17 protein-coding genes are annotated in these 18200 nt (G+C 73.9%); 13 read left to right on the forward strand and 4 right to left on the reverse strand.

Translation table 11 applies throughout. The features are described from left to right. The first annotated feature begins 83 nt into the window (after positions 1 to 83). Together ACFW1A_RS09705 and ACFW1A_RS09710 are read left to right on the forward strand one after the other, a co-directional pair. A complete protein-coding gene (locus ACFW1A_RS09705) occupies positions 84 to 473 on the forward strand; it encodes an RDD family protein (RefSeq protein WP_380406881.1) in 390 nt (129 codons plus the stop codon). A 132-nt stretch (positions 474 to 605) separates the two neighbouring features. Then, positions 606 to 1496 (forward strand): alkaline phosphatase family protein, encoded by an 891-nt coding sequence (locus ACFW1A_RS09710; RefSeq protein WP_380406883.1) that lies wholly within the window; start codon positions 606 to 608, stop codon positions 1494 to 1496. A 7-nt stretch (positions 1497 to 1503) separates the two neighbouring features. On the opposite strand, the gene ACFW1A_RS09715 is transcribed toward ACFW1A_RS09710, so the two are convergent. Then, positions 1504 to 2046 (reverse strand): GNAT family N-acetyltransferase, encoded by a 543-nt coding sequence (locus ACFW1A_RS09715; protein WP_380406885.1) that lies wholly within the window; start codon positions 2044 to 2046, stop codon positions 1504 to 1506. A 157-nt stretch (positions 2047 to 2203) separates the two neighbouring features. On the opposite strand from ACFW1A_RS09715, the gene ACFW1A_RS09720 reads away from it, so the two are divergent. The 11 genes from ACFW1A_RS09720 (at position 2204) to ACFW1A_RS09770 (ending at position 16260) form a co-directional block, all read left to right on the forward strand. Next, positions 2204 to 3319, forward strand: a complete 1116-nt coding sequence (locus ACFW1A_RS09720; RefSeq protein ID WP_380406887.1) for a hypothetical protein — start codon at positions 2204 to 2206, stop codon at positions 3317 to 3319. Between the two features lie 20 nt (positions 3320 to 3339). Then, positions 3340 to 4773, forward strand: coding sequence for a pyridoxal phosphate-dependent decarboxylase family protein (locus ACFW1A_RS09725; RefSeq protein ID WP_380406889.1), 1434 nt, complete (start codon positions 3340 to 3342; stop codon positions 4771 to 4773). A 91-nt stretch (positions 4774 to 4864) separates the two neighbouring features. Further along, positions 4865 to 6277: a GNAT family N-acetyltransferase gene (locus tag ACFW1A_RS09730; RefSeq protein ID WP_380406891.1), complete on the forward strand. Its 1413-nt coding sequence runs from the start codon at positions 4865 to 4867 to the stop codon at positions 6275 to 6277. A 237-nt stretch (positions 6278 to 6514) separates the two neighbouring features. Further along, positions 6515 to 7786, forward strand: coding sequence for a MurT ligase domain-containing protein (locus ACFW1A_RS09735; protein ID WP_380406894.1), 1272 nt, complete (start codon positions 6515 to 6517; stop codon positions 7784 to 7786). A gap of 398 nt (positions 7787 to 8184) precedes the next feature. Then, on the forward strand, positions 8185 to 8913 hold the full coding sequence (locus ACFW1A_RS09740) for a type 1 glutamine amidotransferase (RefSeq protein WP_380406914.1): 729 nt from the start codon (positions 8185 to 8187) through the stop codon (positions 8911 to 8913). Between the two features lie 102 nt (positions 8914 to 9015). Beyond that, positions 9016 to 9147 (forward strand): hypothetical protein, encoded by a 132-nt coding sequence (locus ACFW1A_RS09745; RefSeq protein ID WP_380406896.1) that lies wholly within the window; start codon positions 9016 to 9018, stop codon positions 9145 to 9147. An 88-nt stretch (positions 9148 to 9235) separates the two neighbouring features. Continuing rightward, positions 9236 to 10261: a 6-phosphofructokinase gene (locus tag ACFW1A_RS09750; RefSeq protein ID WP_380406898.1), complete on the forward strand. Its 1026-nt coding sequence runs from the start codon at positions 9236 to 9238 to the stop codon at positions 10259 to 10261. An 83-nt stretch (positions 10262 to 10344) separates the two neighbouring features. Continuing rightward, positions 10345 to 11358: a 2-hydroxyacid dehydrogenase gene (locus ACFW1A_RS09755; protein WP_380406900.1), complete on the forward strand. Its 1014-nt coding sequence runs from the start codon at positions 10345 to 10347 to the stop codon at positions 11356 to 11358. A gap of 60 nt (positions 11359 to 11418) precedes the next feature. Then, positions 11419 to 12651, forward strand: a complete 1233-nt coding sequence (locus tag ACFW1A_RS09760; protein ID WP_380406902.1) for a cytochrome P450 — start codon at positions 11419 to 11421, stop codon at positions 12649 to 12651. 559 nt (positions 12652 to 13210) lie between these two features. After that, positions 13211 to 15109 (forward strand): putative Ig domain-containing protein, encoded by a 1899-nt coding sequence (locus ACFW1A_RS09765; RefSeq protein ID WP_380406904.1) that lies wholly within the window; start codon positions 13211 to 13213, stop codon positions 15107 to 15109. A 188-nt stretch (positions 15110 to 15297) separates the two neighbouring features. Continuing rightward, positions 15298 to 16260 (forward strand): cytochrome c oxidase assembly protein, encoded by a 963-nt coding sequence (locus ACFW1A_RS09770; RefSeq protein WP_380406916.1) that lies wholly within the window; start codon positions 15298 to 15300, stop codon positions 16258 to 16260. Here ACFW1A_RS09770 and ACFW1A_RS09775 read toward each other — a convergent pair. From ACFW1A_RS09775 to ACFW1A_RS09785, 3 genes are all read right to left on the reverse strand, one after another. Further along, complete coding sequence (locus ACFW1A_RS09775) at positions 16248 to 17090, reverse strand: urease accessory protein UreD (RefSeq protein WP_380406918.1); 843 nt, start codon at positions 17088 to 17090, stop codon at positions 16248 to 16250. The two genes, ACFW1A_RS09770 and ACFW1A_RS09775, sit on opposite strands and share 13 nt — an antisense overlap. Before the next feature lie 41 nt (positions 17091 to 17131). Further along, complete coding sequence (ureG, locus tag ACFW1A_RS09780; protein ID WP_380406906.1) at positions 17132 to 17860, reverse strand: urease accessory protein UreG; 729 nt, start codon at positions 17858 to 17860, stop codon at positions 17132 to 17134. After that, positions 17850 to 18200, reverse strand: a 351-nt coding sequence (locus ACFW1A_RS09785; protein WP_380406908.1) for an urease accessory UreF family protein, incomplete at its 5' end; no start/stop codon positions are given. The genes ACFW1A_RS09785 and ureG, both read right to left, overlap by 11 nt.

Below are 18200 nucleotides of genomic sequence, written 5' to 3' on the forward strand. Positions count from 1 at the left end.
GGTTGGCCGCTGCGGGCTTGCGACGGCCCCGGCGGGCCGCAGGCTGGGAGGGACGGTCGTCGGCGGACAGGTGGGAGGATCCGGTGAGCTACGCCCCCTGGTCGGTGCGGGTGATCTCGTTCCTGATCGACTGGCTGGCCTGCGCGGCGCCGAACATCGTCGCGGGCGTGGTGGCCCCCGGCTCGACCGGACTGCAGCTGGGGCTGGCGGCGCTCTCGCTTGGACTGCTCGGCTACAACCGCTGGTACCTGGCCGGACGGACCGGCCAGAGCTGGGGGCGCCGGCTGATGGACCTGCACCTCTTCGGGCTGGACAGCACCACCCCGGTCGGCCCGCTGCACTCGTTCCTGCGCGACCTGGCCCACCTGCTCGACACCCTGCCCTGCCTGCTCGGCTGGTTCTGGCCGCTCTGGGACCGGCGCTGCCAGACGTTCGCGGACAAGATCGCCCGCACCGACGTGCTGGCCGGCTGAGCGGCGACCGGCGGGCGAACTCTCCGTGACGTCCGGGCGAACAGTTGTGCCACGGGACCGGCTAGCACACCCGACCGGGCTACACCGGCTGGTTAAGGTGACTGGACAACTTCCCAGCAGATCGGAGTCCCCGTGTCGTCCAGCCTCTGGCCCGCCGGCCCGCGTCGCGTCCTGGTGGTCGGCATCGACGGCGTCCGCCTCGACCTGCTCGACCAGCTCGCCACCCCGGCGCTGGACGAGGTCGCGGCGGCCGGGTTCCTGGCCCCGGTGGAGGTGGACGAGGCCACCCCCACCATGTCCGGCCCGTGCTGGGCCACCATCGTCACCGGCGTGACCGTGGCCAAGCACGGCGTCTTCGGCAACCACTTCGGCGGCAACCGGCTGGACGTCTTCCCCGACTTCACCACCCGGCTGGCCCGCACCCACCGCCGCCGCACCTTCGCGGTCGGCGGCTGGGACCCGCTCTTCCTGGCCCGCGAGGGCGGCCCGCTGTTCGCCGCGCCCGGCCGGCTGTCCTACGTCGGCCCGCTGGAGGACACCCCCGAGGCCTGGGAGGTCTGCGACGAGCGGACCACCGCCGAGGCGGTCGCCCTGCTGACCGGCGAGGACGACCAGCAGGCGGGCTTCGTCTACCTGGGCGCGGTCGACGAGACCGCGCACTTCCTGGGCTGCGGCGAGGAGTACCGCCGCGCGATCGAGACCGCCGACGCCCGCCTGGGCCGGCTGCTCGCCGCGGTCCGGTCCCGCCCGGGCTACCCGGACGAGGAGTGGACGGTCATCGTGGTCACCGACCACGGTCACGTGGACCAGGGCGGCCACGGCGGCCGCAGCACCCTGGAGCGCACCGCCTGGGTGGCCGCCTGCGGGCCGGACCTGCCGCCCGGCGTCCCGGTCCGGCCGGTCCGCCACGTGGACGTGGCCGCGCACGTCTACCAGGCGCTGCAGATCGTCCCGGACCCGCACTGGACGCTGGACGGCCGCCCCTTCGCCCCGGCGCCGGTCCCGCAGCCGACCGGCGCCTGAGGGTCCGTCAGAGCGCCTTCACCAGCTTCTCGAAGGCCAGGTCGTCCCGCTTCGGCAGCCCGAACCGCTCGTCGCCGTACGGGAACGGGGAGAGCTCGCCGGTGCGGGCGAAGCCGCGCCGCTCGTACCAGGCGATCAGGTCGGTGCGCTGGACGATCACCGTCATCTCCATCGAGGCGGCCCGCCACTCCTCGCGCGCGATCCGCTCGGCCTCGGCCAGCACCGCCCGGCCCACGCCACCGCCCTGCCGGGCCGGGTGGACCGAGAACATGCCGAAGTACGCGCCGTCCCCCCGCCGCTCCACCTGGCAGCAGGCGAGCAGCTCGCCGGTGGCGGCGCGCTCGGCGAGCAGCACCAGGGTGTCGGGGGCGGCCAGCAGCGCGGCCACCGCCTGCGGGTCGGTGCGCTGCCCGTCCAGCAGGTCCGCCTCGGTGGTCCAACCGGCCCGGCTGGCGTCGCCCCGGTAGGCGGACTCCACCAGCTCCACCAGCGCGGCCACGTCGGCCTCGGTGGCGGGGCGGAAGAGCAGGTCAGGGGTGGTGGCGGACATACCGGGCTCCCGGGCGGCTCGACGTTGGGGTGTCCTGGCATGGTGCCACAGGCGCGACACACCCCCGGATGGCCCACCTGGTGTCGGGATCCGGCCGCGGACCGGCGAGGATGGGCGGGTGCCTGTCCACACTGATCGCCGGGGGATCTGACCAGCCATGCACCCGCGTGTCTTCGCGATTGTGACCGCCGTCCTGCTCGGGGCCCTCGGCCTCGGCGCGCTCGCCGTGACCCGGTGGGCACCCGACGCCGCCCCGGTGGCCGCGCAGGTGGGCCAGCCCGTGCCGGCCGGCTCCGGACCCGCCCGGGCGGCCGCGGCCGCCTCCGCGACGCCCACCGGCGACCCCGCGGTGTGGACCCGGTCCACCCTGCGGAACAAGCTGATGGCCGAGATGGACGCCACCGACCCCGGCGTCGCGCTGGCCGACCTGGACCGGATCACCAAGGAGAAGCCGTACACCGTGCGGTTCTGCCACCCGATCGCGCACGAGCTCGGGCACGCGGCGGTGAAGCGGTACAACCACGACTTCCAGAAGGTGCTCTCCTTCCCGCACGACACCTGTGCGGCCGGCTACCTGCACGGCGCGGTGGAGGAGATGCTGATCGCCTCCCCCGACCCGGCGGCCGACCTGCTCAAGCTCTGCCAGCCGCAGATGACCGGCCCCTGCGTGCACGGCGTGGGCCACGGCACCATGTTCGTCAGCAACCAGGACGTGGCCAAGGCCCGCGACCTGTGCAGCAAGTTCGGCAGCGCCAGCCGGATCGTCACCTGCTCCGAGGGCCTGTACATGCAGCTCTTCGGGCCGGACGAGGAGGACGAGAAGGCCAAGGCGCTGGTCCCGGCGGACAAGCTGGCCGCCGAGCCGATGTACCCGTGCCCGGAGCAGCCGGCCCTGTTCCAGTCGGCCTGCTTCTTCTACGCGCCGACCTACTACCTGTCCTCGCACGACTACCCCAACCACCCGGAGATCTACGCCCAGGCGCTCAAGTGGTGCCTGAACGGCCAGGCCAGCGGCGGTGCCAACGACTGCTCCCGGGGCGTCGGCTCGCGGCTGATGAAGTACAACCTGGACCGCGAGGACTGGGTGGGCCAGCAGTGCGCCACCGCCGCCGACACCTGGCAGAAGAAGGCCTGCGTCGACGGGATCGTCAGCTACTACACCGTCAACTACACCGATCCCGGTGCCGCCGGGCGACTGTGCGCCAAGCTGACCAACCAGGAGATCGCCCGGTACTGCCGCTCCTCGGCCCACCTGTCGGGCTCGCTCGACTGACACCTCGTACGATGATCGCCATGGCCGACCAGAACTTCCGCACCGCTGCCCACACCGCCGCCGACCTGGTGGCCGACTACCTGGCGGCGGTGCCGGAGCGCCCGGTCTGGCAGCCGATGGACCCGGCGGCCCGCGAGGCGCTGCTGACCGCCCCGCTGCCGGCCGAGGGGCGGGAGCTGGACGAGCTGCTCGGGGTGATCGGCAGCGAGGTGATGACCGCGCCGATGGGCAACGGGCACCCCCGGTTCTTCGGCTGGGTCAACGCGGCCCCGGCCCCGGCCGGCGTGCTGGCCACCCTGGCGGCCGCCGCGATGAACCCGAGCTCGGCCGGCGGCGACCACGCCGACGTGCACCTGGAGCGCGCCGTGGTGCGCTGGATCGCCGAGCTGGTCGGCTACCCGGCCGCGGACGGCGCCGGCGGCCTGCTCACCTCCGGCACCTCGATGGCCACCATCGTCTGCCTGGCCGCCGCCCGGCAGCACGCCGCCGCCCGGGCCGGCTGGGACGTCCGGGAGGACGGCCTGTCCGGCCTGCCGCCCCTGGTCGGCTACGTCACCGGCGAGACCCACTCCTGCGTGCGCAAGGCCGCCGAGCTGCTCGGCATCGGCAGCCGGCAGCTGCGGGTGGTGCCGGCCGACGCCCAGGGCCGGATCGACCCGGACGGGCTGCGCGCGGCGATCGCCGAGGACCGGGCGGCCGGCCGGCTGCCGTTCCTGGTGGCCGCCTCGGCCGGCACCGTCAACACCGGCGCCGTGGACCGCCTGGAGCCGCTGGCCGACCTGTGCGAGCAGGAGCAGCTGTGGCTGCACGTGGACGGCGCGTACGGCGCCTTCGGCGTGCTCGACCCGGTGATCGCGCACCGCTACGCCGGCCTGGAGCGGGCCGACTCGATCGCGCTGGACCCGCACAAGTGGCTCGGCGTGCCGGTCGACTGCGGCTGCGCGCTGGTCCGCGACGCCGCCCAGCTGCGCGGCACCTTCAGCCTGGTCCCGTCCTACCTGCGCGACGAGGAGGCCGGCGGCTTCGGCTGGTTCTCCGAGTACGGCATCGAGCAGACCCGCCCGTTCCGCTCGCTCAAGGTCTGGGCCACCATCGCCCACCGCGGCCGGAACGGGATCGCCGCCGACGTGGCGCACTGCACCGCGCTGGCCCGCCGGCTCGGCGAGCTGGTCGGGGCCGATCCCGGGCTGGAGCTGATGGCGCCGGTGGAGACCTCGATCACCGCCTTCCGGGCCCGCCCGGCCGGACTGGACGAGGCCGCGGTGGACGCGCTCAACCGGGCGCTGCCGCTCGCGGTGCAGCGGCGCGGGCAGGCCTTCGTCACCGGCACGGTGCTGAACGGGCGGGAGGCGATGCGGGCCTGCCTGATCAATCCGGCCGTCGGCGAGGCCGACCTGGCCGTGCTGCTGGCCGAAGTCCGGGCCGCCGTGGCCGATCTGACGGCCCGCCAGTGAACGCGACCGGGTAAACGCCCTCCCGAAGACATTTACCGGGCGGTCATAACAGATTCGTGATCGTGAAACACCCGCGCGTCATCGTGGGGCCATGACACGATCGCCGATTGATACCCCGACCACGCCGGTTCACTCCGGCCCCTCCCGCGCCGCCCGCCGCCGGGCCAGAAGCGAGCGCTGGCGGCACACCGCCGTCGAGCTGGCCGCCGCCTTCCTCGCCGTGGCCACCGCCGACCTGGTCGCCAACGTCGTGGTGCACGGCCAGGACGGTCCAGTGCTGCTGGTCGTCGCCGCCCTGGTCCTGCTCACCACGGCGGCGGGTCACGCCTGGTGGGCGCACCGCCATCCGCACGGTCCGCCCGGGCCGCCCCCGGGACCGCCCGCCGGGGCGGGGAGCCCGGGCGAGCAGCTCGCGGACGCGCTGCCCGCCGAGACCCGGCTGTGGCGGGTGCGGGCCACCGTCTCGGACGCCCCGGGCAGCCTGGCCACCGTCTGCACGGCGCTGGCGGCGCTGGGCATCAGCATCGTCTCGCTGCAGACCCACCCGCTGCCGGACGGCACGGTGGACGAGTTCCTGGTGCGCGCGCCGCGGTCGCTGCCCCGCTCGGCCCTCACCGAGGCGGTGGCCGGGGCCGGCGGGCGGGAGATCTGGACCGACCCGGCGGACGCGCACGACCTGGTGGACGTGCCGACCCACGTGCTGGCGCTGGCCACCCGGACGGCGCTGGACGCGGCCGAGCTGCCGGTGGCGCTGCGCCAGCTGTTCGGACAGGTGACCATCCGCTCCTTCCCGGCCAAGCCCGGCGGCGCCGCCGTGCCCAGCCTGGACGGGCACCTGATGCGGCTGCCGGCCCCGGCCGGCGAGCTGCTGGAGCTCAGCCGCCCGCACCTGCCGTTCACCCCGACCGAGTTCGCCCGGGCCAAGGCCCTGGTCGAGCTGGACGCGCTGCTCGGCCCCCGGGTGCCGAAGGTGGCCGACCAGCTGAGCCTGCCGGCCGGCACCGACCTGACGGTCCGCCGGGCCGCCCCGGCGGACAAGCCGGCCGCGCTGGCCATGCACCACCGCTGCAGCACGACGACCCTGCGCAAGCGCTACCACGGCCCGGTGGCCGACGCCGACCGGTACCTGGAGCACCTGCTCGACCCCCGGCACGGCCAGACCCTGGCGGTGGAGACCGAGGACGGCCGGCTGGTCGCGCTCGCCCACCTGATGTGGGACGACGACAGCGCCGAGCTCGCGGTGCTGGTGGAGGACGGCTGGCAGCGCCGGGGCCTGGGCCTGGACCTGTTGCGCCGGATGGCGGCGCTGGCCGCCGAGGCCGGGGTGGCCACCGTGTACGCCGTCACCCAGGCCGGCAACACCGCGCTGATCGGTGCCATGCAGCGGCTGGAGCTGCCGCTGGACTACCAGGTGGAGGACGGCACCCTGGTGATCACCGCCCACCTGGCGGGCGCCGCCGAGCAGTTGCCCAGCCCCTGGCCGAGCGTGCCCGGCCGCCCCTGAACGGCCCCGCTCCCCGGCCGGCGACCGTCCCCTCCACCGGGGCGGCCGCCGGCCCCTTTTCGAGGCACCGTCAGGGCGCTGAGCACGCACGACGGGGCCCCGTGGCTCGGCCCGGCGGCCGGGAGCCGTTAGGCTGAGCCCGTCCCCGCCACCCGGCGGGCGAGACGCAGCGGACCCGAGGGGCCCGCGCCGAGGTACGACCCGGGGGGTCGTCAGCCAGAGGAGGAACCCCTGAGCATGCCAGGCACCGAATCGGAGGCCGCGGCCACCGGCGCACGCGAATCCTCACTGCCCGCCCGCTCCAAGCTCGCCGTCACCGCGGGCCGGATGGCCGCTGCGGCCTCCCGGACGGTCGGCCGCGGCAGCGGCTCGGTGATCGGCGGCAAGGTCGCCCTCAAGCTCGACCCCGACCTGCTCGCCCGCCTCGCCGACCACCTGGACGTGGTCCTGGTCTCCGCCACCAACGGCAAGACCACCACCACCCGGCTGATCGCCGAGGCGCTGCGCGCGGCGGGCCCGGTGGTCTCCAACGCGCTGGGCGCCAACATGCCGGCCGGCATCACCGCCGCGCTGGCCGGCGGCTCGGACGCCCGCTACGGCGTGATCGAGGTGGACGAGAAGTACCTGGCCGGCGTCGCCCGGGACACCCACCCGAAGGCCATAGCGCTGCTCAACCTCTCCCGCGACCAGCTGGACCGGGCCGCCGAGACCCGGATGCTGGCCGAGCGCTGGCGCGAGGGCCTGCAGCACACCGAGGCCGTGATCATCGCCAACGCGGACGACCCGCTGGTGACCTGGGCCGCCTCCTCCTGCCGCCGGGTGGTCTGGGTGGCCGCCGGTCAGGCCTGGAAGGAGGACGCCTGGTCCTGCCCGTCCTGCGGTGGCGTGATGCAGCGGCCGGGCGACGACTGGTTCTGCCAGGAGTGCGGCTTCCGCCGCCCGCAGCCGCACTGGGCGCTGCAGGGCACCCACGTGATCGACCCGAACGGCGCCGCCTGGCCGATCCAGCTGCAGCTGCCGGGCCGGGCCAACCTGGCCAACGCGACCAGCTCGGCCGCGGTGGCCGCGGTCTTCGGCGTGCCGCCGCAGGTGGCGCTGGAGCGGATGCAGTCGGTGGCCGCGGTGGCCGGCCGCTACGACGTGGTCAACTACCAGGGCCGCGACGTGCGGCTGCTGCTGGCCAAGAACCCGGCCGGCTGGCTGGAGACCTTCTCGCTGATCGACGGGCCGCCGGCGCCGGTGGTCCTCTCGGTGAACGCGCTGGACGCGGACGGCACCGACACCTCCTGGCTCTGGGACGTGGACTACGAGCGGCTGCACGGCCACCCGATCTTCGTGATGGGGCAGCGCCGGCTGGACCTGGCGGTCCGGCTGGAGGTCGCCGGGCTCCAGTTCCACGTGGTGGAGACGCTGGAGGAGGCGGTCCGGATGGCGCCGCCCGGGCGGATCGAGGCGATCGCGAACTACACCGCGTTCCAGCAGCTGCGCAAGGTGGTGGCGGGCGGATGACCACTCCCGACGGCTTCGGGGCGCCGCAGGGCTACCCGCAGCAGCCGCCGCAGGGCCAGCAGCCGATACCGGGCTACGGGCAGCCGCCGCAGGGCCCCGGGTACGGCCAGCAGCCGCAGCCCGGCTACCCGCAGCAGCCGGCCCAGCCGGGATACCCGCAGCAGGGTCAGCCGGGCCAGCCGGGTTACCCGCAGCAGGGTCAGCCGGCCCAGCCCGGGTACGGGCAGCAGCCGCCGCAGGGGCAGCCCGCGCAGCCCGGGTACGGGCAGCAGCCCCAGCCCGGGTACCCGCAGCAGCAGCCCCCGCAGCCCGGGTACGGCCAGCAGCCGGCGGCCCCGCCCACCGCGCCTCCCCCGCCGGCGCAGCCGCAGCAGCAGCACTATGGAAGGGCCTCTCGGATGAGCGAAAGCAGCCTGCGACTGGTCTGGATCTACCCCGACCTGCTCAGCACCTACGGCGACCGGGGCAACGCCCTGGTGGTCGAGCGCCGGGCCCGCCAGCGCGGGCTGAACGTGCAGCGGATCGACGTGCGCTCCGACCAGCCGGTGCCCACCAGCGGCGACATCTACCTGATCGGCGGCGGCGAGGACCGCCCGCAGCGGCTGGCCGCCGAGCGGCTGCGCCAGGACCCGGGCCTGCCGCGCGCGGTGGACAACGGGGCGATCGTCTTCTCGGTCTGCGCGGGCTACCAGATCCTGGGCCACGAGTTCATCAACGACCTGGGCCAGCGCGAGCCGGGCCTGGGCCTGCTGGACGTCTGGTCCACCCGCGGCGAGGGCGCCCGCAACGTCGGCGACGTGCTGGCCGAGCCCGACCAGCGGCTGGGCCTGCCCACCCTGACCGGTTTCGAGAACCACCAGGGCGTCACCCACCTCGGCCAGGGCGTGTCCCCGCTGGCCCAGGTCACCGTCGGCGGTGGCAACGGGGACGGCACCGGTACCGAGGGCGCCTGGCGGGACACCGTCTTCGGCACCTACCTGCACGGCCCGGTGATGGCGCGCAACCCCGCCGTCGCCGACCTGCTGATCAAGCTGGCGCTGGACGTGAACGCCCTGCCGCCGGCCGACACCACCTGGTACGACGCGCTGCGCACCGAGCGGATCTCCGCCACCCGCCAGCCCGCGTAGACCGCGAGCCGCCACCCGGTGAACTTCTCCCGGCGTCCGGATGTCCAGCATCCGGCGCCGGGAGCCGGGTCGGCACAGAAGTACGACAATAAGCACCGTCGGATGCACACCCTCCTCGGCAACCGGCTGAACATCCGCGCGGGCGCGCCGAAGACGCCGCCCCCGCGCCTGCCCGCCACCTGGCCGGAGGTGCGGGTAGTTATGATCAGTTTCGGGTTGAATGTCCGTTTCTGATCCCGCCCTCACCAGGCGGTGGTCCGGCTGTCCGGTTCTACCCCCAGCCTGGCGGCTGGCGGTGCCCCCAGGGGAGTTGCAAAAAGAGATGCGTATTGGTGTGCTGACCAGCGGCGGCGACTGCCCCGGCCTGAACGCCGTGATCCGCTCCGTGGTCCACCGGGGGGTGGTCGACCACGGCGACGAGGTGATCGGGTTCCAGGACGGCTGGCGCGGCCTTCTCGAGGGCGTCCACCGCCCGCTGACCCTCGACTCGGTCAGCGGCATCCTGGCCCAGGGCGGCACGATCCTGGGCTCGTCCCGGGTCCAGCCCAGCCACCTGCGCGACGGCGTCGAGCGGGCCAAGAAGTACTGCGCCGACCTGGGGATCGACGCGGTGATCCCGATCGGCGGCGAGGGCACCCTGAAGGCCGCCAAGCTGATGAGCGACGCGGGCCTGCCGGTGGTCGGCGTGCCGAAGACGATCGACAACGACATCGCCTGCACCGACGTGACCTTCGGTTTCGACACCGCCGTCTCGGTGGCCACCGAGGCGCTGGACCGCCTGAAGACCACCGCCGAGTCGCACCAGCGGGTCATGGTGGTCGAGGTGATGGGCCGCCACACCGGCTGGATCGCGCTCAACGCGGGCATGGCCGCCGGCGCCCACGCGATCGTGGTGCCCGAGCGCCCGTTCCACATCGACAAGCTCACCGAGGTGGTCCGGGAGCGCTTCGAGCGCGGCAAGAAGTTCGCCATCGTGGTCTGCGCCGAGGGCGCCAAGCCCGAGCCCGGCACCATGCACTGGGAAGAGGGCACCAAGGACATCTACGGCCACGAGCGGTTCACCGGCATCGCCACCCAGCTCTCCGGCGAGCTGGAGCACCGCCTGGGCAAGGAGGCGCGCCCGGTGATCCTCGGCCACACCCAGCGCGGCGGCACCCCGACCGCCTACGACCGGGTGCTGGCCACCCGGTTCGGCTGGCACGCGGTGGAGGCCGCGCACAAGGGCGCCTTCGGCCACATCACCGCGCTGCAGGGCACCCAGATCAACCTGGTCCCGCTGGGCGAGGCCGTGGCCGACCTGAAGACGGTCCCGGCGGACCGTTACACCGAGGCCGAGACCGTCATCTGACCCGCGTTCAGGTGTTCGAGCGCCCCGCCGGGATCCGGCGGGGCGCTCGGCGTTCCACCCCCGGCCGGTCTAGCGTTTGCCCCATGGAGATCATCGCCTACGGGGTGCAGGCCGACGAGCAGCCGCTGCTGGAGAGCGCCTTCGCCGGCCGCCACACCCTGCGCTGCCTGTCGCTCTTCCTCAACCGCGACACCGCGCCACTGGCCGCCGGCGCGCCGGTGGTGAGCAGCAGCGTCAACGCGGAGCTGGACGCCGAGGCGCTGGCCGTGCTGGCCGTCGGCGGCACCAAGCTGATCGCCCAGCGCTCCACCGGCTTCAACAACATCGACCTGGACGCGGCCGCCGAGCTGGGCCTGACCGTGGCCCGGGTCTCCTCCTACAGCCCCTACGCGGTGGCCGAGCACGCCTGGGCCCTGGCGCTGGCGGTCAACCGGCGGCTCTCCCGGGCCACCACCCGCTCGCGCGAGTTCGACTTCCGGCTGGACGGGCTGCTCGGCCGGGACATCCACGGCATGACCGTCGGCGTGCTCGGCACCGGCAAGATCGGCGAGTGCTTCGCCCGGATCGCGCACGGCTTCGGCACCCGGCTGCTCGGTTGGGACCTGACGCCCAATCCGGTCTGCCAGCAGCTGGGCATGAGCTACGTCGACCGCGACGAACTGCTGATGAAGAGCGACCTGATCAGCCTGCACGTCCCGCTGGTGCCGGCCACCCACCACCTGATCGACGCGGCCGCGCTGACCCTGATGAAGGACGACGCGATCCTGGTCAACACCAGCCGGGGCGGCCTGCTGGACAGCACCGCGCTGGTCGAGGTACTGCGCGCGGGCCGGCTGACCGGGGTGGGCCTGGACGTGTACGAGGAGGAGACCGGGGTCTTCTTCACCGACCGCTCGCTGCGCGGGGTGAGCGACGACGTACTGGCGCGGCTGCTCACCTTCCCGCAGGTCCTGGTCACCTCGCACCAGGCGTACTTCACCAGGACCGCGATCGGGCAGATCATCGACGCCACCGTGCGCAACGTCGAGGACTTCGCGGCCGGCCGGCACAGCGAGAACACCCTGGTGCCCAAGGGGCCGGTGGCCGGCGGCCGGTAGTCGGCGGCCGGTGGCACCGGTGGTCGCCGCGGCCGAGCGGGAGCACCTAGAGTGCCTCCCATGGACCATGTGACCTCCACTGACGAGCAGTCAGACCGCTGCCCGATAGCCACCATCTCGCCCGATTTCCGCACCTCGGCGCACCAGCACTACGAGCGGCTCCGGGCCGCCGGACCGGTGCACCGGGTGCGCCAGCCCAGCGGCCTGGACGTCTGGCTGGTGGTGGGTCAGCAGGCGGTCCGCGAGGCGGCCGTCCACCCCGCGCTGGTGAAGGACGCGTCCAGCGCGCAGGAGGCGCTGGACGCGATCGGCTTCACCGGCAACAAGCCCGGCAGCGGCTTCGGCGGCAACATGCTGACCGCCGACCCGCCGCACCACACCCGGCTGCGCAAGCTGGTCGCCGGCACCTTCACCGGCCGGCGCACCGAGCTGCTGCGCCCGCGGGTGCAGGAGATCGCCGACCGCCTGCTGGACGCGATCGCCCCGGCCGGGCAGGCCGACCTGGTCGCCGCCTTCGCCGGTCCGCTGCCGATGACCGTGATCTGCGAGCTGCTCGGGGTACCCGAGGAGCACCGGGAGGACTTCCGGTCCTGGTCGCACGAGGCGATGACCGCCCCGGTGCACCTGCAGCGCGAGGGCGCCGAGAAGCTCAACCGGTACCTGGCCGAGCTGCTGGAGGCCAAGCGGCGCGAGCCCGCCGAGGACCTGCTCTCCGGCCTGGTGCAGGTCAACGACGAGCAGGACGGGCGGCTGTCCGACGTCGAACTGCTCGGCACCGCCGTGCTGCTGGTGGTGGCCGGCCACGACACCACGGTGAACCTGCTCTCCAACGCGGCCCTGGCGCTGCTCACCCACCCCGCGCAGGCCGAGCTGCTGCGCGCCGACCCGGCGCTGCTGCCGAACGCGGTGGAGGAGTTCCTGCGCTTCGACGCACCGGTGGAGTTCGCGCCGTTCCGGTTCGCCGCCGAGGACCTGGAGCTCGCCGGGACCACGATCCGGCGCGGCGACGTCGTCCAGCTGGGCCTGACCGCGGCCGGCCGCGACGGCGCCGGGCTGGACGCCCTCGACGTGGCCCGCCCCGACCCGCGGCACGTCTCGTTCGGCCACGGCATCCACTACTGCCTGGGCGCGCCGCTCGCCCGCCTGGAGGGCGAGATCGCGATCGGCACCCTGCTGCGCCGCTTCCCCGACCTGGAACTCGCCGTCCCGGTCGAGGAGTTGCGCTGGCACCCGTACGGGATCACCCGCGGACCGGTGGAGCTGCCGGTGCGCTGGGGGACGGCACCGCACTGATCCCCTCCCCTGCGGGGGACCTCCGCACGGCCGGGCGCGGCGCCCCCGCGCCCGCCCGGCCACCGGCCCGCCACCGCGAACCACTGGCAACCCCAGAAGCGCCGGTGGCCCCAGCAGTGCCCGGACGCCCCGAACCCGTGCGCGCCGTGACATTTTCCGGCACCAGGACCCCCTCCGCCAGAGCGATGTGACGCTGTCTCAGAATAGTCCGGAACCGATCGTCGCGCGCCGCCCCGGCGCGAGATCGTCTCGACCGTCCGTTCGGTCGGTAGACGAAATGCCGGTACGCACCGTTGACCGCGGTTCGCCAACTCTGCTTTGCTTCACGGCAGCGAACGGCGCACCACCTGTCAGACCACCAGATACCGTGCGTATCGGCACGGTTGGTACCAACTCCCCCACCGGAGCAGGACGCGAGCGTTGCGCCTCTTCTGCTCTCCGCGCCCTGCAAGTCCTCCGGCTCGTACCACCGGTGCGCCCGACGTCCTGTCCCACGCATCCGACCCCGCCCGCGCCAACCGGCGCGGGGCGATCGGCAGGAGAGAGGAACCCCCACACCATGGGCACCCCCCGTATGCGCGGCACGGCACGAGTAGCCTTCACCGGCCTCGCGTCGCTGTCCCTCGTCACCGGCGTCATGCTCGCCGCCGCCGCACCCCAGGCGGTCGCGCAGTCGAGCACCGCGGTGGCGTCCTCGTCCCACTCGGCCACCGGCCAGAGCACCCGGCACGTGATGCCGACCCGCGACCAGCAGAACCGGATCGACGAAGCGATCGCCGCCCAGGCCGCCCCGCACGCGGCCACGGGTCAGGAGACCCTCTCCTACGGCGGTGGCATCGACGGCATCGGCGTGCAGAGCGGCCACTCCAAGGTCTACCTGGTCTTCTACGGTAACCAGTGGGGTACGCAGAGCACCGACGCCAACGGCAACGCCAAGTTCTCCAGCGACTCCGCCGGTGCGGCCGGTGTCGCCCAGCAGATGTTCAAGGGCATCGGCACCAACAACGAGCTGTGGTCGGCCGACCTGACCCAGTGGTGCGACGGCGCGGGCGTCGCCTCCGGCGCGGTCAGCTGCCCGGCAAGCGGTGTCAACTACGTTCCCTACCAGAGCGGTGGCGTGCTGTCCGGCGTCTGGTACGACAACGCGGCCGCCTCGCCGAGCGCGGCGACCGGCCACCAGCTGGGCCAGGAGGCGGTCAACGCGGCCGCGCACTTCGGCAACACCACCGCCGCGTCCAACCGCTACGCGTACTACGTGATCCTGTCGCCGACCGGGACCAACCCGGACAACTACCAGAACCAGTACTGCGCCTGGCACGACTACAACGGTGACACCACGCTCACCGGCGGCGCGGTCAACTCGCCCTACGGCGACATCGCGTTCTCGAACCAGCCGTACAACATCGACTCGGGTGCGGGCTGCGGCGTCGGCTTCGTCAACTCGCCCGGAACGACCGACGGCTTCAGCATGACCCTCGGCCACGAGTGGCACGAGATGATGTCGGACCAGAACCCGGCCGGCGGCTGGACCAACCACGTCTCCGGCAGCTCGTACAACGGCCAGGAGAACTCCGACGAGTGCGCCTGGCTCAACCCGGGCACCGCGGGCGGCGCGGCCAACATCTCCTTCGGCTCCTTCGGGACCTACGCGGAGCAGGCCAGCTGGTCGAACGACACCAACTCCTGCGCCATCTCGCACCCGATCGTGGGCGGCGGCTCCCAGGGCAACACCGTCACGGTGACCAACCCGGGCAGCCAGAACGGCACCGTCGGCACCGCGGCCAGCCTGCAGATCAGCGCCAGTGACTCGGCCTCCGGCCAGACCCTGACCTACTCGGCCACCGGCCTGCCGGCCGGCCTGTCGATCAGCTCCTCGGGCCTGATCTCCGGCACCCCGACCACCGCGGGCACCTCCTCGGTCACCGTCACCGCGAAGGACACCACCAACGCGACCGGTTCCACCACCTTCAGCTGGACCATCGCCGGCTCCGGCGGTGGCGGCTGCACCGCCGCCCAGCTGCTCGGCAACCCCGGCTTCGAGACCGGTAGCGCCGCCCCGTGGACCGCCTCCTCCGGCGTGATCGACAACTCCTCCTCCGAGGCCGCCCACTCCGGCAGCTGGAAGGCCTGGCTGGACGGCTACGGCAGCACCCACACCGACACCCTGTCCCAGACCGTCACCGTCCCGGCCGGCTGCCACGCGACCGTCAGCTTCTGGCTGCACATCGACACCGCCGAGACCACCACCACGACGGCCTACGACAAGCTGACCGTGGCGGCCAACTCCACCACCCTGGCCACCTACTCCAACCTCAACAAGAACACCGGCTACGTGCAGAAGAGCTTCGACCTCTCCTCCTTCGCCGGCCAGACCGTGACCCTGAAGTTCACCGGCACCGAGGACTCCTCGCTGCAGACGAGCTTCGTGATCGACGACACCGCGCTCAACGTCTCCTGATCCGCTAGCGGTGCCCTCCGGGCCCCGGTCCCCCGCCACCGCGGGGGACCGGGGCCCCCGCGCGTGGTGCCCGGCGGACGCGCCCGTAATGTGGAGCCGACGAAAAACGGACGAACCGGACCCGCGGCGGCACCGGTCGTCCCCGGGCACGAGGGAAAGCGGGACCGCCGATGGACGGTATGACGGGGATGCACCACCACGGGGGCGGGATGCTCGGCCCGTTCTCGGTGCACTCGGTGCTCACCTGGTCCCCGGACTGGCCGTTCCTGCTCGGCAGCCTGCTCGCGCTCGGCCTGTACGGCGCGGGCGTGGTGCGGCTGGTCCGGCGCGGCGACGCCTGGCCGGTCGGCCGCTGCGTCGCCTGGCTGCTCGGCGTGCTCACCGTGATCGCCGTCACCTGCTCCGGGCTGAACGACTACGGCATGGTGCTGTTCAGCGCGCACATGATCCAGCACATGGTGCTCAGCATGCTGGCGCCGATCATGCTGCTGCTCGGCGCGCCGATCACCCTGGCGCTGCGCGCCCTGCACCCCGCCGGCAAGGGCCGCCCGCGCGGGCCGCGCGAGCTGCTGGTGGCGCTGCTGCACAGCCGCTACGTCCGGGTGGTGTCGCACCCCGCGTTCACCATCCCGCTCTTCATCGCCAGCCTCTACGGCCTCTACTTCACCGGGATCTTCGACTCCCTGATGGGGTCGCGGATCGGGCACCTGGCGATGATGGTGCACTTCCTCGGGGTCGGCCTGCTCTTCTTCTGGCCGATCATGGGCGTGGACCCGGGCCCGCACCGGCCCGGGCACGTGATGCGGATCCTGGAACTGTTCATGGGGATGCCGTTCCACGCCTTCTTCGGCGTGGCGGTGATGATGGCCACCACCCGGCTGGTCACCACCTTCAACGCGGCCGTCGCGCCGCCCGGGACCGACCTGATGGCCGACCAGAAGACGGCCGGCGGGATCACCTGGGCGTTCGGCGAGATCCCGACCGCCGTGGTGCTGATCGCGCTGGTCTTCCAGTGGGCCAAGTCCGAGCAGCGGCAGGCGACCCGCAAGGACCGCGCCGCCGACCGCGACGGCGACGCCGAGCTGGCTGCCTACAACGCCTACCTGGCCTCGCTGGAGAAGCGGGGCAACCGGCCCGCTCAGGCCGGCTGAGGCTGCCGCCCCACCCCGGTCCCGTCCACCTGCCGGTGGGCGGGACCTTCGTCTTCCCCCGGCGCCAGGGCGTCCGCCAGCAGCCGGCGCAGCACCAGCGCGTCCGGGGCCAGGGCGGTGAGCAGCCGGGCGCCGCTGCCGGGCAGGGCGAGCAGCACCGCGTCGCCGCCGGGCGGGCGGAGCGGGCGGTGCACGGCCAGCAGCTGCCCGAGCGCCCGGTGCGGGCCGAGTACCGCGGGACCGTCCCAGCCCGGGGCGCCGGGGCCCAGGTCGGTCTGCTGGGCGAGCAGCTCGGTGCCGTCCTGGCGGACCGTCAGCGTGCTGGTCAGCCGGCCGGGCCCGGCGCCGGTGGTCCAGTCGTGGTGGCGTCCGAGCACCTGCTCCTCGCGCAGCAGCAGCGCGGCCCCGGCGGCCAGCTCGACCCGGGTGTCCAGCAGCAGGTGGCTGCCGGCCGCCGCGACCACCGGCTCGGGCAGCCACTCCAGGACGCCGCCCGCGGCGACGGTCACCTCGACCGTGCAGCGGGCCGGCCCGTCGCCGGGCAGCGCGACGGTGGCCGCCACGCCGGTGACCCGCAGTCGGGCGCCCGGGCCCACGGTCACCCGCACCCCGTACCGGTCGCCGCCCAGCGGCCCGGCCATGGTGCCGACCGTCGCGACCTCGGCGGCCGTGCCGGGGGCGGCCCGGCGCAGCTGCCGCAGCGCGACCGGGCCGGCGCCCGCCAGCACCGGCAGCTCGGTGCGGCCGCGGTCGTCCAGCACGGCCTCGATCCGGGCCGGTCCGGCGGTCACCGAGCCCGCCGGGCCCGCCGGGCCCGCCGGGGCCGGCACCGGGTCGGCGGGCAGCGGGTCGGCGGGCAGCGGGCGGACCGTCACCGCCACGCGGCCAGCCGCTCGCGCACCCAGGCGGCGACCGGTGCCACGCCGTCCGCGGCCGCCAGCGAGGTGAAGACGAACGGACGGTCGCCGCGCTGCGCGGTGGCGTCCCGCGCCATCACCGCCAGGTCCGCGCCGACCAGCTCGGCGAGGTCGGTCTTGTTGATCACCAGCAGGTCGGCGCTGGTCACCCCCGGTCCGCCCTTGCGCGGGATCTTGTCCCCACCGGCCACGTCGATCACGAAGATCTGGGCGTCCACCAGGCCGCGGCTGAAGGTGGCGGTCAGGTTGTCACCGCCGGACTCGACCAGCACCAGGTCCAGCGGTCCGGTGCTCGCCTCCAGCTCCTCGACCGCCTCCAGGTTGGCCGAGATGTCGTCGCGGATCGCCGTGTGCGGGCAGCAGCCGGTGGCGACCGCGGCGATCCGCTCCGGCGGCAGCACCGCGTGCCGCAGCAGGAACTCGGCGTCCTCGGTGGTGTAGATGTCGTTGGTGACGACGCCCAGGGCGAGCTCCTCGCGCAGCGCCCGGCAGAGTGCGGCCACGGTGGCCGTCTTGCCGGAGCCGACCGGACCGCCCAGGCCGATCCGCAGCGCCCGCCGGGGTCCGGGGAGCGCTGCGGGCGGCGGGGCGTCCCGCTGCGGGGCCTCCTGGCGCGGGAGGTCGGGGTGCCGGGTGTCGTGCAGCGGGGCGCCGAACTCGTCGGTGCCGTGGTCACGATGCAAAGAGCTTCACCTTCCAGGAGGCGTGCCGCTCGCCGTACAGGTCGAGCAGCGGAGCGGAGGCAGCGAGCAACTGCCTTGCAGTGGCCGCCTGTTCGGCCACCCGGTCGACCCGCGGGGCGAGCCGGGCCAGCACCGCGACCACCTGGTACGGGTCCAGGCCGAGCAGCCGCACGGCGGCGGCGGCCGGGCCGTTGACCGACTCGTGGGCGGCCAGTTCCGCCGCCTGACGGTCCGTCAGTCCGGCCGCGCGGGCCACCGCGCCGAGCACCACCGGGTGGTGGGTGCCGGTCGGCAGCGCGGCGAGCACCGGGTCGGCGACGTACGCCATCACGTCGTCCTC

Origin of the sequence: Kitasatospora sp. NPDC058965, assembly GCF_042741245.1 — a bacterium.
Taxonomy (GTDB): Bacteria; Actinomycetota; Actinomycetes; order Streptomycetales; family Streptomycetaceae; genus Kitasatospora.